At 71.9% G+C, this 13658-nt stretch carries 14 protein-coding genes; 13 read left to right on the forward strand and 1 reads right to left on the reverse strand.

Features of this window, described 5'->3' with window-relative positions; all coding sequences use genetic code 11:
• Positions 1 to 78: 78 nt before the first annotated feature.
• Positions 79 to 1260 carry a sensor histidine kinase gene (locus tag ACZ418_RS04795; protein ID WP_468357027.1) on the reverse strand — a complete coding sequence of 394 codons (1182 nt, stop codon included), beginning with the start codon at positions 1258 to 1260 and terminating at the stop codon, positions 79 to 81.
• Positions 1261 to 1462: 202 nt separating this feature from the next.
• On the opposite strand from ACZ418_RS04795, the gene ACZ418_RS04800 reads away from it, so the two are divergent.
• The 13 genes from ACZ418_RS04800 (at position 1463) to gvpJ (ending at position 13657) form a co-directional block, all read left to right on the forward strand.
• Complete coding sequence (locus ACZ418_RS04800; RefSeq protein WP_468357030.1) at positions 1463 to 1882, forward strand: NADH-quinone oxidoreductase subunit A; 420 nt, start codon at positions 1463 to 1465, stop codon at positions 1880 to 1882.
• Positions 1873 to 2469, forward strand: a complete 597-nt coding sequence (locus ACZ418_RS04805; protein ID WP_468357033.1) for an NADH-quinone oxidoreductase subunit B — start codon at positions 1873 to 1875, stop codon at positions 2467 to 2469. The genes ACZ418_RS04800 and ACZ418_RS04805 overlap by 10 nt, the downstream gene beginning before the upstream one ends.
• A complete protein-coding gene (locus ACZ418_RS04810; protein ID WP_468357036.1) occupies positions 2466 to 4031 on the forward strand; it encodes an NADH-quinone oxidoreductase subunit C in 1566 nt (521 codons plus the stop codon). Before ACZ418_RS04805 ends, ACZ418_RS04810 begins: the two co-directional genes overlap by 4 nt.
• Positions 4028 to 4996, forward strand: coding sequence for a complex I subunit 1/NuoH family protein (locus ACZ418_RS04815; protein ID WP_468357039.1), 969 nt, complete (start codon positions 4028 to 4030; stop codon positions 4994 to 4996). The genes ACZ418_RS04810 and ACZ418_RS04815 overlap by 4 nt, the downstream gene beginning before the upstream one ends.
• Positions 4997 to 4998: 2 nt before the next feature.
• The gene (locus ACZ418_RS04820) at positions 4999 to 5550 is read left to right on the forward strand and encodes a NuoI/complex I 23 kDa subunit family protein (protein WP_468357042.1); all 552 of its coding nucleotides are present in this window, start codon (positions 4999 to 5001) and stop codon (positions 5548 to 5550) included.
• The gene (locus tag ACZ418_RS04825) at positions 5547 to 6230 is read left to right on the forward strand and encodes an NADH-quinone oxidoreductase subunit J family protein (protein ID WP_468357045.1); all 684 of its coding nucleotides are present in this window, start codon (positions 5547 to 5549) and stop codon (positions 6228 to 6230) included. The genes ACZ418_RS04820 and ACZ418_RS04825 overlap by 4 nt, the downstream gene beginning before the upstream one ends.
• Positions 6230 to 6604, forward strand: a complete 375-nt coding sequence (gene nuoK / locus ACZ418_RS04830) for an NADH-quinone oxidoreductase subunit NuoK (protein ID WP_468357048.1) — start codon at positions 6230 to 6232, stop codon at positions 6602 to 6604. The genes ACZ418_RS04825 and nuoK overlap by 1 nt, the downstream gene beginning before the upstream one ends.
• Positions 6601 to 8595, forward strand: a complete 1995-nt coding sequence (locus ACZ418_RS04835; protein WP_468357051.1) for an NADH-quinone oxidoreductase subunit 5 family protein — start codon at positions 6601 to 6603, stop codon at positions 8593 to 8595. The genes nuoK and ACZ418_RS04835 overlap by 4 nt, the downstream gene beginning before the upstream one ends.
• A gap of 6 nt (positions 8596 to 8601) precedes the next feature.
• Complete coding sequence (locus tag ACZ418_RS04840) at positions 8602 to 10176, forward strand: NADH-quinone oxidoreductase subunit M (protein WP_468357054.1); 1575 nt, start codon at positions 8602 to 8604, stop codon at positions 10174 to 10176.
• The gene (locus ACZ418_RS04845; RefSeq protein WP_468357057.1) at positions 10173 to 11693 is read left to right on the forward strand and encodes an NADH-quinone oxidoreductase subunit N; all 1521 of its coding nucleotides are present in this window, start codon (positions 10173 to 10175) and stop codon (positions 11691 to 11693) included. Before ACZ418_RS04840 ends, ACZ418_RS04845 begins: the two co-directional genes overlap by 4 nt.
• A gap of 190 nt (positions 11694 to 11883) precedes the next feature.
• A complete protein-coding gene (gene htpX / locus ACZ418_RS04850; protein WP_468357060.1) occupies positions 11884 to 12747 on the forward strand; it encodes a zinc metalloprotease HtpX in 864 nt (287 codons plus the stop codon).
• Positions 12748 to 12812: 65 nt separating this feature from the next.
• Positions 12813 to 13142 carry a gas vesicle protein GvpO gene (gene gvpO / locus ACZ418_RS04855; protein ID WP_468358844.1) on the forward strand — a complete coding sequence of 110 codons (330 nt, stop codon included), beginning with the start codon at positions 12813 to 12815 and terminating at the stop codon, positions 13140 to 13142.
• Positions 13143 to 13207: 65 nt separating this feature from the next.
• Positions 13208 to 13657, forward strand: a complete 450-nt coding sequence (gvpJ, locus tag ACZ418_RS04860) for a gas vesicle protein GvpJ (RefSeq protein ID WP_468357063.1) — start codon at positions 13208 to 13210, stop codon at positions 13655 to 13657.
• Position 13658 lies beyond the last annotated feature (1 nt).

A 13658-nucleotide genomic window follows, 5' to 3' on the forward strand; every position in this document is an offset into this window, starting at 1 on the left:
TTCGTTGTGGCTGGTCGCGCAGTTCCCCGCGCCCCTTGGGGCGTTGCAGTCGCCGGCACGTGCATGAGGAGCCGTCGGCTACTCCGTGCGGTCCCGCCACGGCAGCTCGGCCGTGACCACCGTCGGGCCGCCGGGTGGGGAGGCGAGGACGAACAGGCCGTCAACGGCACCCAGGCGCTCCGCGAGGCCGCGCATGCCGGTGCCGCCCTCCAGGCGGGCGCCGCCCCGGCCGTCGTCCCGGACCTGGATGAGCAGCCGGTCCGCCGCGCGCCACACGTCCACCGACGCGGACCGGGCCCCGCTGTGCTTGCTGATGTTCTGCAGCAGCTCGGAGACCGTGAAGTAGGCGATGCCCTCGATGGCCGGTGCCGGGCGGTCCGGCAGGTCCACGGTCACCTTCACCGGCACCGTGCAGCGGGTGGCGACCGAGGACAGGGCTGCGTCCAGGCCCCGGTCGGTGAGTACGGCCGGATGGATGCCGCGGGCGAGGTCGCGCAGCTCCTGGAGGGCCAGCTTCACCTCGCCGTGCGCCTCCTCCACCATCGCCGCCGCCGAGTCGGGATCCTCCAGCAGCTTCTCCTTGGCCAGACCGAGCCCCATGGCCAGATTGACCAGCCGGGCCTGGGCCCCGTCGTGCAGGTCCCGCTCGATGCGCCGCAGATCGGCGGCGGCCGTGTCGACCACGACCCCGCGGTCCGACTCCAGCTCGGCGATACGGCGCTCCAGCTCGTCCGAGGGCGACAGCAGCCCGCGCACCAGGAAGCGGTCCACGTTCGCCAGACCCCGCGCCAGATACGGCAGCACCGGCCACAGCACGAACAGGGAGGTCAGCACGGTGCAGAAGGTGAGGATGCCCCAGGGAAGCCGGATGACGTCGTACAGCAGCGTCCGCCAGCCCACCGGGTCCTTCAGCGCCATCCACAGCCGCTGTGTCAGCGCGCCGCTCTTCGCGAGCGGCAGCGGGGTCGGCTCCTCCACCCGCACCCCGAGCAGCCGCCGCGCGCGGGCCCGCTCCAGCTTCCCCAGCTGCCGGGAGCCCAGCAGACTGAACGCCAGCAGCGGCAGGCCGACGACGGTGATCGTCAAGGACCCGCCGACGGACAACACGGTGATCGCGTAGACGAAGCCGAACACCGCCACCGGCAGGTTCAGCAGGAGATACAGGATCTCCTTCCACGTATGCGTGTCGTACGCCGGCCGGACCGGGGGCAGACGGTCGGTGCCGTCGGCCCGGTCGACGGCTGAGCTGGTAGCGGTCATAACGGCCAGCCTGCCGCGCCGTGCACCCTCCGCGCCATGCGGTACGCCGCCCTCCGCCGACGGGGGAAAACCCCACCCCGCACCCGTCGGCCGTAGCCGTCATCTGTCTCACGGCGTGACGAGCTGCTTACCAGCTCTTTATCAGGGCCTAGACTCCCGTGCGTACAGATCGTCGAATGATGTCAGGGAGCGAGGTCGGACGGTGCGGGAGACGTTGGGGGACTCGACGGCCGCCGCGGCGAACGTCATCGCGGCCGGCTACTTCCAGTCCTACTCGGTGGTGGGCCTGCTCGCCCTCGTCGGCGTGCTGTTCGTCGCGGTCGCCTTCGGCGCGGGCCGCCTGCTGCGCCCGGTCGTGCCGACACCTGAGAAACTGCTGACCTACGAATGCGGCGTCGACCCCGTCGGCGAGGGCTGGGCCCACACCCAGGTCCGCTACTACGTCTACGCCTTCCTGTACGTGATCTTCGCGGTCGACTCGATCTTCCTGTTCCCCTGGGCGACGGTCTTCGCCGCCCCCGGCTACGGCGCGACGACGCTCGTGGAGATGTTCGTCTTCCTCGGCTTCCTCGCCGTGGGCCTGCTGTACGCATACAAGAAGGGCGTCCTGACATGGACGTGACCCCCACTCCTGTGTCACTCCCGGAGCCGAAGCGGCTGGGCGCGCTCGCCCGCCTGGCCCCCGAGCCGATGAAGGTGGTCCTGAACTGGGGCCGTCGCTACTCGCTGTGGGTCTTCAACTTCGGCCTCGCCTGCTGTGCGATCGAGTTCATCGCCGCGTCGATGGCCCGCCACGACTTCATCCGCCTCGGCGTGATCCCGTTCGCCCCCGGGCCGCGCCAGGCCGACCTGATGGTGGTGTCGGGCACGGTCACGGACAAGATGGCCCCGGCCGTCAAGCGCCTGTACGAGCAGATGCCCGAGCCGAAGTACGTCATCTCCTTCGGCGCCTGCTCCAACTGCGGCGGCCCCTACTGGGACTCGTACTCGGTGACGAAGGGCGTCGACCAGATCATCCCGGTCGACGTCTACGTCCCCGGCTGCCCGCCGCGCCCCGAGGCGCTGCTCCAGGGCATCCTCAAGCTCCAGGAGAAGATCGCCCGCGAGTCGCTGGGGGAGCGGTACGGCGACTCCCGGCCGTCGGTGGCCGCCCTGACCAGCGACCTGGTGAAGGCGCCCGCCCCCGCCGGTGAGGGGGATGCCCGATGAGCACGGTCGGCTGGCTGCCCGCCCCGGTCGAGGACCTCTTCGGTGCTGACGCCACGGCCGAGGAGGCCTACGACCTCCTGACCGTGGACGTACCGCCGTCCTCCTGGCTCACCGCCCTGGAGACGGCCCGTACGACCCTGGGCTGCAGCTACTTCGACTGGCTGAGCGCGGTCGACGAACCGGGCACGGGCTTCCGCGTCTCCGCCCATGTCGTCGCCCTGGGCCCGGTCCGCCGCCTCCTGGTCCGTACGACCGTCCCGCACGAGGCGCCTGCGCTGCCCTCCGCCGTCGGCGTCTACGCGGGCGCCGCCTGGCACGAGCGCGAGACCCACGAGATGTTCGGCGTGGTGTTCGAGGGCCACCCGGGCCTGGAGCACCTGCTCCTCCCGGAGACCTTCGAGGGCCACCCGCTGCGCAAGGACTTCGTCCTCGCCGCGCGCGTCGCCAAGGCCTGGCCCGGCGCCAAGGAGCCCGGCGAATCCGAGCACGGCGGCCCGAAGCGCCGCCAGATGCTCCCCCCGGGCGTGCCGGACCCCAACGAGTGGGGCCCCCTGAAGGGCCAGCTGCCCCCTGCCCCGGCCCGCCCGGCCCGCGGCGCGGGCCGAGCGCCGGGCGAACGCCCAGCGGCTCGCGCGGGAGCGGCCGCAGACCGCCCGGTACGGCGCACCCGCACGGCGGCGGAGGGCTCCGCGAGCCAGACCGCGCAGGCCGCCCCGACCGAGCCGACGAGCGAGGCGGCTGGGGCGGCTGGGGCTGCCGGGGCCGCCGGGGCTGCCGGTGTGCGGCCGCGCCGGATGCGGAGCGCCGACGAGGGCTCGGTGAGCCAGACGCGGGCACCCCAGGACGCCGCGGGGCTCAAGCAGACGGCGGCCGAGGGCGACGCGACCCAGGCCGCGGCGGCTGCGGCAGCGGAGGGCCCGGCCGCCGAGGCCTCGGTGGCCCATGAGCCCGGCCCCGCCCCGGCCCGTCCGCGCCGCGCCCGCAGCGCCTCGGAGGGCTCGGCCTCTCAGCGACCCCAGACTCCGGAACCGACGGCACCGGATGCGGCTGAGCCGGCGGCGCCGGACAGCGCCGCTCCTCCCGCCCGCCGGAGCACGGCCCCGCGCAGCTCGGACGCCCCGTGGCACCACGCCCGCCCAGCCTTCGAGGAGCCCGAACAGGCCCCGGCGGGGCCCGAGCAGGCGCCGGAGGTACGGGGGCGGACCGGTGCGGGGCCCGAGCAGGCCTCGACGGGGCCTGAACGGACGTCTGTGGAGCCTGAGCGGGCCCCCGCGAAACCCGGGCAGACCTCTGCCGAAGCCGAGCAGGCGTCCGCCGAACCCGGGCAGACCCCCGCCGAACCCGGTCAGGTCCCCGCCGAAGCCGGGCAGACCGAGCAGCAACCCACGCGGCCCCCTGGCACCGGTGACGACCCCGGCACCGGCGACGAGCCCGCCACCGGCGACGACCCCGGCACCGGCGACGCCCCCGGCACCGGCGACGACCCCGGCACCGGCGACGACCCCAACACCCCCGACAACCCCGAGCCCAACGACGACACCACCTCAGGAGGCCCGCAGTGAACGGCGCGTTGGACGTCGCCCTGCGACTCCTGGTCGTGTTCGGCGTCTTCCTCACCTTCCCGCTGATCGTCGGCCAGACCGAGCACAAGGTGATGGCGCACATGCAGGGCCGGCTGGGCCCGATGTACGCCGGCGGCTTCCACGGCTGGGCCCAGCTCATCGCGGACGGCGTGAAGTTCGCGCAGAAGGAGGACGTGGTCCCGGCCGGCGCCGACCGCCGCGTCTTCCAGCTCGCCCCCGCCGTCGCCCTGCTGCCGTACCTCCTCGTGCTGCTCGCCATCCCGATCGGCCCGAGCAAGGGAGCCGTCGGCCAGGTCCTCGACGCGGGTGTGTTCTTCGTGCTCGCCGTGATGGGCGTCGGCGTGCTCGGCTCGCTCATGGCCGGCTGGGCCAGCGCGAACAAGTTCTCCCTGCTCGGCGGCCTGCGCACGGCCGCCCAGCTGCTCGCCTACGAACTGCCGATGCTGCTCGCCGCCGCCTCGGTCGCGATGGCGGCGGGCACGGTCTCGCTGCCCGGCATCCTGCACGCCTTCCACTGGTGGTGGGTGCCCTGGCAGATCGTCGGCGCGGTCGTCTTCTTCGTCGCCGGACTCGCCGAGCTGCAGCGCCCGCCGTTCGACATGCCTGTCGCCGACTCGGAGATCATCTTCGGCGCGTACACCGAGTACACCGGTCTGCGGTTCGCACTCTTCCTCCTCGCCGAGTACGCCGGGATCGTCGTCCTGTGCGGCCTGACCACCGTCCTCTTCCTGGGCGGCTGGCACGGCCCGTGGGGCCACGACGGCCTGGGCTGGCTGTGGACCCTGCTGAAGACCGCGATCCTCGCCTTCCTCGTCATCTGGCTCCGCGTCACCTACCCGCGGCTGCGCGAGGACCAGCTCCAGAAGCTGTCCTGGACCCTCCTCGTCCCCCTCTCCCTCGCCCAGATCGCCCTCACCGGCATCGTCAAGGTGGTGATCTCGTAACCATGGCCCCCATTCCTGGCAGTGGCCTCGCCAAGGGCCTGGCCGTCACCCTCCGCACGATGACCAGGAAGACGGTCACCGAGCAGTACCCGGACGCCCAGCCCGAACTGCCGCCCCGCACGCGTGGCGTGATCGGCCTGTTCGAGGAGAACTGCACGGTCTGCATGCTCTGCGCCCGTGAGTGCCCCGACTGGTGCATCTACATCGACTCCCACAAGGAGACCGTCCCGCCCGCCGCTCCGGGCGGCCGCGAGCGCAGCCGCAACGTCCTCGACCGGTTCGCCATCGACTTCTCCCTGTGCATGTACTGCGGTATCTGCATCGAGGTGTGTCCTTTCGACGCCCTGTTCTGGTCCCCGGAGTTCGAGTACGCCGAGACCGACATCCGTGACCTCACCCACGAGCGGGACAAGCTCCGCGAGTGGATGTGGACCGTCCCCGCCCCGCCGGCCCTCGACCCCGCCGCCGAGGAGCCGAAGGAGATCGCCGCCGCCCGCAAGACCGCCGAGAAGCTGGCGGCCGCGCAGGCCGAACCGGGTGAGGGCGCGTCATGACCCTCGCCTCGACCCTGAGTCCCGCCGCGGGGCGACCCGGCATGCACTTCGCCGCGGCCTCGCACGGCTTCCTGTCCCCGACCGGCGTCGAGATCGCCTTCCTCCTCGTCGGCCTGGTCACCTTCGGCGCGGCGCTGATCACCGTCACCACCCGCCAACTGGTGCACGCCGCCCTGTGGCTGGTGGTCGCGCTCGGCGGTCTCGCCGTGGAGTACCTGCTGCTCACGGCCGAGTTCATCGCCTGGGTGCAGGTCCTTATCTACGTCGGTTCCGTCGTCGTCCTCCTGTTGTTCGGTCTGATGCTCACCAAGGCCCCCATCGGCCGCTCCCCGGACGCCGACTCCGGCAACCGCTGGGCCGCCCTGACCGTCGCGGTCGCCGCCGCCGTCGCCCTGGTCTGGGTGGTCGTCGACGCCTTTCGCACCACCTGGATCGATCTGAACGGCCCGGCCACCGGCTCCACCCGGGTCACCGGCGAGAGCCTGTTCCGGAACTGGGTGCTGCCCTTCGAGGCCCTGTCCGTCCTGCTCCTCGCGGCCCTGGTCGGCGCGATCGTCCTGTCCCGCAAGGCGAAGGCGGAGTCGAACCCTCCCCATGTGAACTCCCGGGGCGTCACCGAGAGTTCCCCGTCCGTCACGGATTCCGGAATTCCCCCGGTCGAGCAGGAAGGCGCCCGCTGATGCATCTCGCCTACCCGGCCGTACTCTCCGTCCTCCTGTTCTGCACCGGCCTGTACGGCGTCCTCGCCCGCCGCAACGCGATCCTGGTCCTGATGTCGGTCGAGCTGATGCTCAACGCCGTCAACCTCAACCTCGTCGCCTTCGACGTCTGGCTCAGCCGGGCCGCGAAGGACACCCTGCACTCCGGCCAGGCGCTGACCCTGTTCACGATCACCATCGCCGCCGCCGAGATCGGCATCGGCCTGGCGATCGTGCTCGCCGTCTACCGCAACCGCGGCACCTCCGACATCGACAAGCTCCGCGACACCGCCGAGGGCCCCGGCACCGAGGGACCGGGCTCCTCCGCGGCCGAGAAGGCTGAGGCCACCGCGTGACCACGACCACCCTCGCCGTCCTCGTCCCCCTTCTGCCGTTCCTCGGCGCCGCGGCCGGACTGCTGCTCGGCCGCACCGCGCCCGGGTTCGTCCGCCCACTCGCCGTGCTGCCGCCGCTGGTCTCGCTCGTCCTGGCGGCGCTGGTCGCCGCACGCCAGGGCGGCGGTCAGGCCATCGACGCGCACACCGGGCTGACGCCCACCGGCTCGGTCCCCATCGAGCTGGCGCTGCACATCGACGGCTTCGCCGCGCTCGTCGCGATCCTGGTCGCGTTCGTCGCGGCCTGCGTGCAGATCTACTCGACGGGCTATCTGCGCGACGACCCGCGCTACCCCTCGTACGCCGCCCTCGTCTCCCTGTTCACCTCCGCGATGCTCCTCGTCGTCTACTCCGGCGACCTGATCGTGCTGCTGGTCGGCTGGGAAGTCATGGGCATCTGCTCCTACTTCCTGGTCGGCCACTACTGGGAGACCCCCGAGGCCCGCGCCGCCTCCCTGAAGGCATTCCTGGTCACCAAGCTCGGTGACGTGCCGTTCCTCATCGGCCTGTTCGCGCTCGCCACCGACGCCGGCTCCTTCCGCATCACCCGCGTCCTCGGCGCCGTAGCGAGCGGCAACCTGCACCATCCGACGGTGGTCGCCCTGCTGCTCCTCGCGGGTGTCGCGGGCAAGTCGGCGCAGTTCCCGCTGCACACCTGGCTCCCGGACGCGATGGCGGGCCCCACGCCCGTCTCCGCGCTGATCCACGCCGCGACGATGGTCGCCGCCGGTGTCTACTTCGTCGCCCGCCTCCTTCCGGTGTTCGAGGCCTCCCAGGCCGCGATGATCGTGCTGGCCGTCATGGCCGCCGTCACGATGGTGGGCTCCGGTCTCGCCGGTCTCGCCCAGGACGACATCAAGCGCGTCCTCGCCTACTCGACGATCGGCCAGCTCGGCTACATGACCGGCGCCCTCGCCGTGGGCGACCGCGGTGCCGCCGTCTTCCACCTCCTGTCCCACGGCGCCTTCAAGGCGCTGCTGTTCCTCGCGGCCGGTGTGATCATCCACGCCTCCGGCACCAACTCACTGGCCGCCATGTCCCGGATGAGCCACCTGCGCGACCGCGTCCCGGACGCCTACTGGACCATGACCGTGGCGCTCCTCGCACTCGCCGCGATCCCGCCGTTCAGCGGCTTCTTCTCCAAGGAGTCCGTCCTCGGCGCCGCCGAGCGAGCGGCCGACGGACACACCGCGCACGTGCCCGGCGCGGCCGGCTGGACCGTCCTCGCCACCGGCCTGGTCACGGCCCTGCTGACCGCCGCGTACGCCACCCGGCTGTGGCTCCTGGCCTTCCGCGGCCGGGGCGCCGAGGCCCCCGACCACGGCCGCCAGCCGCTGACGATGACCGTGGTGCTGTGGGTCCTCGCCGTGCCGTCCCTCGCCTTCGGCGGGCTCGCCTACCGCGTCCTGCCCGGCTGGTTCGACGGCCGCGACCTGACCCCGACCCTTCTCACCTCCATCCTGGGCACGGGCCTCGCCGTGGTCGGCGGGCTGCTCACCTACGGCGCCTGGCAGCGCACCACCCAGCTCGCCGTCCGCGTCCCGCTGGGCGCGGTCGCCGCCCATCCGGAGGAGGACGCCGGGCTGGTCGAGGCCGAGGCCATCGCCACCCACGAGCCGGCCTACGGCGACATCGCCTACGCGCCCGACCCGGCGGACCCGGCGCGGCTGCTGCTCGGCCCGCTGCGCCGCCACGCGGCCGTCGGCTTCCACCTGGACGCCGTGTACGCGGCGCTGTTCGTCCGCCCGGTGCAGGCCGGAGCGAGCCTCGTCCGGTTCCTCGACCGCGAGGTCGTCGAGACCTACGTACAGGGCGCGGCCGCCCTGCCCCGGCTGCTCGGGGCCGCCGTGCGGCGGGCGCAGACCGGCAATGTGCAGACCTATGTGAGCGCTCTGCTCGCCGGCACCGTCGTCCTGGCGGTCGCCGTCGTCCTCGTCGCCACGGGAGCGTGAGCAGGCGTGATCGATATCAACGAGTCCGTGATGCAGTTCCTTCTGGCATTCGTCGTCGTCGGCCCGCTCCTCGGCGCCGGCGCCGCCCTTCTCCCTGCCCCGCCCGGGCTGAAGGGGAAGTCGCCCGAGCAGGCCGTGCTGCGACATGGCGTCACCGTGACCGGCGCGATCCTCGTCGCCGCGATCGCCCTGGCGCTCGGCTTCGACCAGGACCATCCGTCGAGGATGCAGGCCACGACGGACATCAGCTGGATCCCCGCGCTCGACGTGCGGATCCACCTCGGCATCGACGGCATCTCCCTCCCCCTCGTCGTCCTGACCGCGCTGCTGACCTTCCTGTGCGCGCTGTACTCCTACTTCAAGCCGCCCACGGGCGGCTCCCCGAAGGCGTTCGTCGCGCTGCTGCTCCTGCTCGAGTCCGGCACCCTCGCGACCTTCGCCGTCCTCGATCTGCTGCTGTTCTTCCTCGCGTTCGAGATGGTGCTCATCCCGATGTACTTCCTCATCGCCCGCTGGGGCGGTGAGGGCCGGACCCGGGCCGCGTGGAAGTTCATCCTGTTCACGCTGCTCGGCTCCGTGGTCATGCTGCTCGGCCTGCTCCTGATCGGCATCAAGGCGGGCACGTTCGACATGGTGGCACTCGCCACTGACAACGGCCGGTCGCTGACCGCATCCGTGCAGGTCATCGCCGTTCTGGCGATCGGGATCGGGCTGGCGGTGAAGTCGCCGATGTGGCCGTTGCACAGCTGGCTGCCCGACGCCCACACCGCCGCGCCGACCGTCGGCTCGGTGCTGCTGGCCGGTGTCCTGCTGAAGATGGGTACGTACGGGTTCGTCCGCATCCTGCTCCCGGTGGCGCCGCACGGCTTCCACACCTTCGCGCCGTATCTCGCCGCGTTCGCCGTCGTCGGGATCATCTACGGGTCCCTGGCCTGTCTGGCGCTGGCCAAGCAGGGCGCGAAGGGCGATCTCAAGCGGCTGATCGCCTACTCCTCCGTCGGCCACATGGGCTTCGTCCTGCTGGGCATCGCCACCATGACCCCGACCGGCGTCAACGGCGCCCTGTTCGCCAACATCGCCCACGGCCTCATCACCGGCCTCCTCTTCTTCCTGGTCGGCGCGCTGAAGGACCGCACCGGCACCACCGACCTGGACACCCTGGCCGAGGAGACCGGCGCCGCGCTGTACGGCAAGGCCCCGCGCCTCGGCGGCCTGCTCGCCTTCGGCGCGGTCGCCTCGCTCGGGCTGCCCGGGCTCGCCGGGTTCTGGGGCGAGATGCTGGCCCTGTTCGGCGCGTTCAAGCCCGCCGCCGACCTCAGTCGGCCGGCGTTCCTCACGTTCATGGCGATCGGCGCGTTCGGCACCCTGCTGACGGCCGCGTACATGCTGATCGTGGTGCGCCGCGTGTGCATGGGCGGCGTCGAACAGCAGGTCCCGAAGCTCGCCGACGTACGCGGCTACGAGTTCGCGGCCTGGACCCCGCTCGTCGCCCTCACCGTCGCCGCCGGACTGTGGCCGAGGGCACTGCTCGGCCTGACCGACCCGGCCGTGCACCAGCTCCTCGCAGGAGGCACCCGATGAGCGCCCAGCCCCTCGCCGAGTCGCTCGTCCAGTCCGTCGACTGGCTGGCCGTCGCCCCGCCGACCATCGCCGCCGCGGTGGGACTCGTCGTCCTGGTCGCCGACCTGTTCCTGCCCGAGGCCCGCAAGGCCGTCCTCGGCTGGGTCTCGGTCGCCGGGCTGGCGGTGGCCGCGCTGATGCTGCTGCCCCTCCTCGACGGCGACCGCAGCACCTTCTGCCTCACCGGCGGCGGCACGCGCGCGTGCAGTTACACCGCCGACCACTTCGCGCTCGTCATCCAGTTCCTCGTCCTGGGCGGCGCGCTCCTCGCGGCCCTGCTGTCCGTCACGAACCTCAGGGACGACCAGCGGCGCGTCCCGCCGGGGGAGTTCTGGTTCCTGCTGCTGTCCTCCGCGGCCGGAGCCGCTCTGCTGCCCGCCTCCCGCGACCTGGCCACCCTGATCGTCGCCCTGGAGGTCGCCTCCCTGCCCGCCTTCGCCCTCGTCGGCATCCGGCACGGCGACGAGCGGTCCTCCGAGGCCGCCCTGAAGTTCTTCCTGTCCTCGGTGACGGCCACGGCGGTCAGCCTGATGGGCGTCAGCTTCGTCTACGCCTCCACCGGCACCCTCTACCTCACCCAGGTCGCCCAGCGCCTGCCCCAGGTCGGCGGACAGCTGCACACGCTCGCCCAGGCGGGTGTCGTGCTCACCCTGATCGGCTTCGCGTTCAAGACGGCCGCCGTGCCCTTCCACTTCTGGGTGCCCGACACCTACGTCGGCGCACCGCTGCCCGTCGCCGCCTACCTGTCGGTCGTCGGCAAGGCGGTCGGCTTCTCCGGCCTGATCCTTGTCACCGTCGTCGCGTTCCCGTCGTACGCCGACGTCTGGGGTCCCGCGCTCGCCGCCCTGGCCGCGCTCACCATGACCGTCGGCAACGTCGGCGCCCTGCGCCAGCAGGCCACGCGCGCGTTCAGCGCCGTACGGCTGCTCGCCTGGTCCTCCGTCGGCCAGGCCGGCTACCTGCTGGTGCCGATCGCGGCCGCCGGCTACGCCAAGGACCCGCAGAAGGCGATCGGCTCCACGGTGGCCTACGCGCTGATGTACGGCGCCGTGAACCTCGGCGCGTTCGCGGTGGCCGCCGTGGTGGGCCGTAGCCGGGCTCTGAACCGGATCGCCGACTACCGGGGCCTGTACGCCACCAACCCGCTCACCGCGCTCCTGCTGGCGTTCTTCCTGCTGTGCCTGGCCGGGCTGCCGCCCGGCGTGATCGGCCTGTTCGCCAAGGTCACCGTGTTCTCGGCGGCCGTCGACGCGGGCCTCGGCTGGCTCGCGGTCGTCATGGCCGTCAACGTGGTGATCGCCCTCTTCTACTACCTGCAGTGGACGGCCCTGCTGTTCCGCGCCCCCGAGGGCGCACCCGCCCGGCACCACGTCCCGGCCCCCCTCACGGCCGCCCTCGCCCTCACCGGCGTACTCGGCGTCGCCCTGTCCGGAGCACCCCAGCTGGTCCTCCGCTTCGCGGCCACCGGCCTTTTCTGAAGGCTCGGCCACGCGCGCGTGGGCACCCGTGGCCTCCACGCGCGCGTGGCCGTACGCGCCCATCACCCGTACGGCCCCGGCGCGCAGCCGCACCCACCTGGGAACTCGCAGCCGCCGCCTGGCGTTGTCACAAGCGGGAGGGTCCACTGGACCAAAGTGTTCCCCAGCTGCACGACTTGGAGGGCGCACGGTGCACCGCCGGCACAACGGGCTCAGGACCGCAGTACTCCTCGGGGGACTGTCCGCACTCATCATCGTCATCGGCAGCCTCTTCGGCCGCACCGGTCTGATCGTCGCGGTCCTGGTGGCCCTGGGCACGAACGCGTACGCGTACTGGAACAGCGACAAGCTGGCCCTCCGCGCGATGCGCGCCCGCCCGGTCAGCGAGTTCGAGGCCCCCGCGCTGTACCGCATGGTCCGCGAGCTGTCCACGCAGGCCCGCCAGCCCATGCCCCGGCTGTACATCTCGCCCACGGAGGCCCCCAACGCCTTCGCCACGGGCCGCAACCCGCGCAACGCGGCCGTGTGCTGCACCGAGGGCATCCTGCGCCTGCTGGACGAGCGTGAGCTGCGGGGCGTCATCGGCCATGAGCTCAGCCACGTCTACAACCGGGACATCCTCATCTCCTCGGTCGCCGGCGCGCTCGCCTCGGTGATCATGTTCCTGGTGAACTTCGCCTGGCTGATCCCGGTCGGCCGCTCGGACGACGACGACGGCCCCGGCCTGCTCGGCCTGCTGCTGATCATGATCCTCGGTCCGCTCGCCGCCGGCCTCATCCAGCTGGCCATCAGCCGCTCCCGCGAGTACGAGGCGGACGCCTCCGGCGCCCAGCTCACCGGCGATCCGCTGGCCCTCGCCAGTGCCCTGCGCAAGCTGGAGACCGGCACCCAGCAGCTCCCGCTGCCCCCCGAGCCCCGGATCGAGACCGCCAGCCACATGATGATCGCGAACCCGTTCCGCTCGGGCCAGGGCCTGACCAAGATGTTCTCCACGCACCCGCCGATGGCGGACCGCATCGCCCGGCTGGAACAAATGGCTGGCCGCCACAGGTGAGTCCGCCGTCCCCCTGGGTACTGGCATGGCGGGCGTAAGGTTGAAGAAGAGCTAGAAGGTGACTGATCACGAAGGACCGTAAGGCGGACGCAGCACGCACCGCGTCGCACAAGGAGCCCGCGCCGGAGCGCGTGTCCGCGTCCGACGCCATGCGCAGCGCGATCGCGCAGCTCGCCGAGCTGCTGGGGCGAACCCCGGAGTCGGTTTCGGCGCTGAGACCGACCGACGGGGGCTGGGAAGCCGAAGTCGAAGTCGTGGAACTGGAGCGCGTGCCGGAGACGAGCAGTGTCATGGCCGGCTACCAGGTCGTCATGGACCCCGCGGGCAAGCTGGTCGCGTACGAGCGCGTACACCGCTACACCCGCGCGCAGGTCGACAAAGAGGGCCGCCGCTAGGACTGTCTTGGGACCACAGGACACCTCGCTGAGCCCTTCCCCTTCGTTCTAAGGGAAAAAGAACCGTGACTGTTGTGCCGCAAGGCGGTGGCGCCGTTGCCGGGCCGGCCGGAGGTTCTGGAAACCTGTACGACGTGCTGGAATTGGTCCTCGACCGAGGACTGGTCATCGACGTGTTCGCACGGGTGTCCCTCATAGGCATCGAAATCGTGAAGGTCGACGCGCGCGTGGTCGTGGCCAGCGTCGACACCTATTTGCGCTTCGCCGAGGCCGCCAACCGGCTGGACCTGGAGGCGGGTCGCAAGGCCCCCGCGCAGCTGACCGACATCGTCGAGAAGACCGCCGAGGGCGGCGCCCGTGGCAAGAGCAAAGGGGCGCTGACCGGCGCGGTCCAGGCGTTCACCGACTCGTTCCAGAAGAGTCAGGCGACCGAGGGCGAGCGGGACCGGGAGAAGCAGCACAATCACGTAGAACGCGGCGCGGGCCGCCGTTCCTCCAGGGAGCGGGAGGAGTGAG

Source organism: Streptomyces sp. NPDC030820 (genome assembly GCF_055572075.1).

Coding starts and splice junctions, on each gene's coding strand:
- ACZ418_RS04795 (WP_468357027.1), bottom strand. CDS start 1,260: ATGACCGCTACCAGCTCAGCCGTCGACCGGGCCGACGGCACCGACCGT.
- ACZ418_RS04805 (WP_468357033.1), top strand. CDS start 1,873: ATGGACGTGACCCCCACTCCTGTGTCACTCCCGGAGCCGAAGCGGCTG.
- ACZ418_RS04810 (WP_468357036.1), top strand. CDS start 2,466: ATGAGCACGGTCGGCTGGCTGCCCGCCCCGGTCGAGGACCTCTTCGGT.
- ACZ418_RS04820 (WP_468357042.1), top strand. CDS start 4,999: ATGGCCCCCATTCCTGGCAGTGGCCTCGCCAAGGGCCTGGCCGTCACC.
- ACZ418_RS04825 (WP_468357045.1), top strand. CDS start 5,547: ATGACCCTCGCCTCGACCCTGAGTCCCGCCGCGGGGCGACCCGGCATG.
- nuoK (WP_468357048.1), top strand. CDS start 6,230: ATGCATCTCGCCTACCCGGCCGTACTCTCCGTCCTCCTGTTCTGCACC.
- ACZ418_RS04845 (WP_468357057.1), top strand. CDS start 10,173: ATGAGCGCCCAGCCCCTCGCCGAGTCGCTCGTCCAGTCCGTCGACTGG.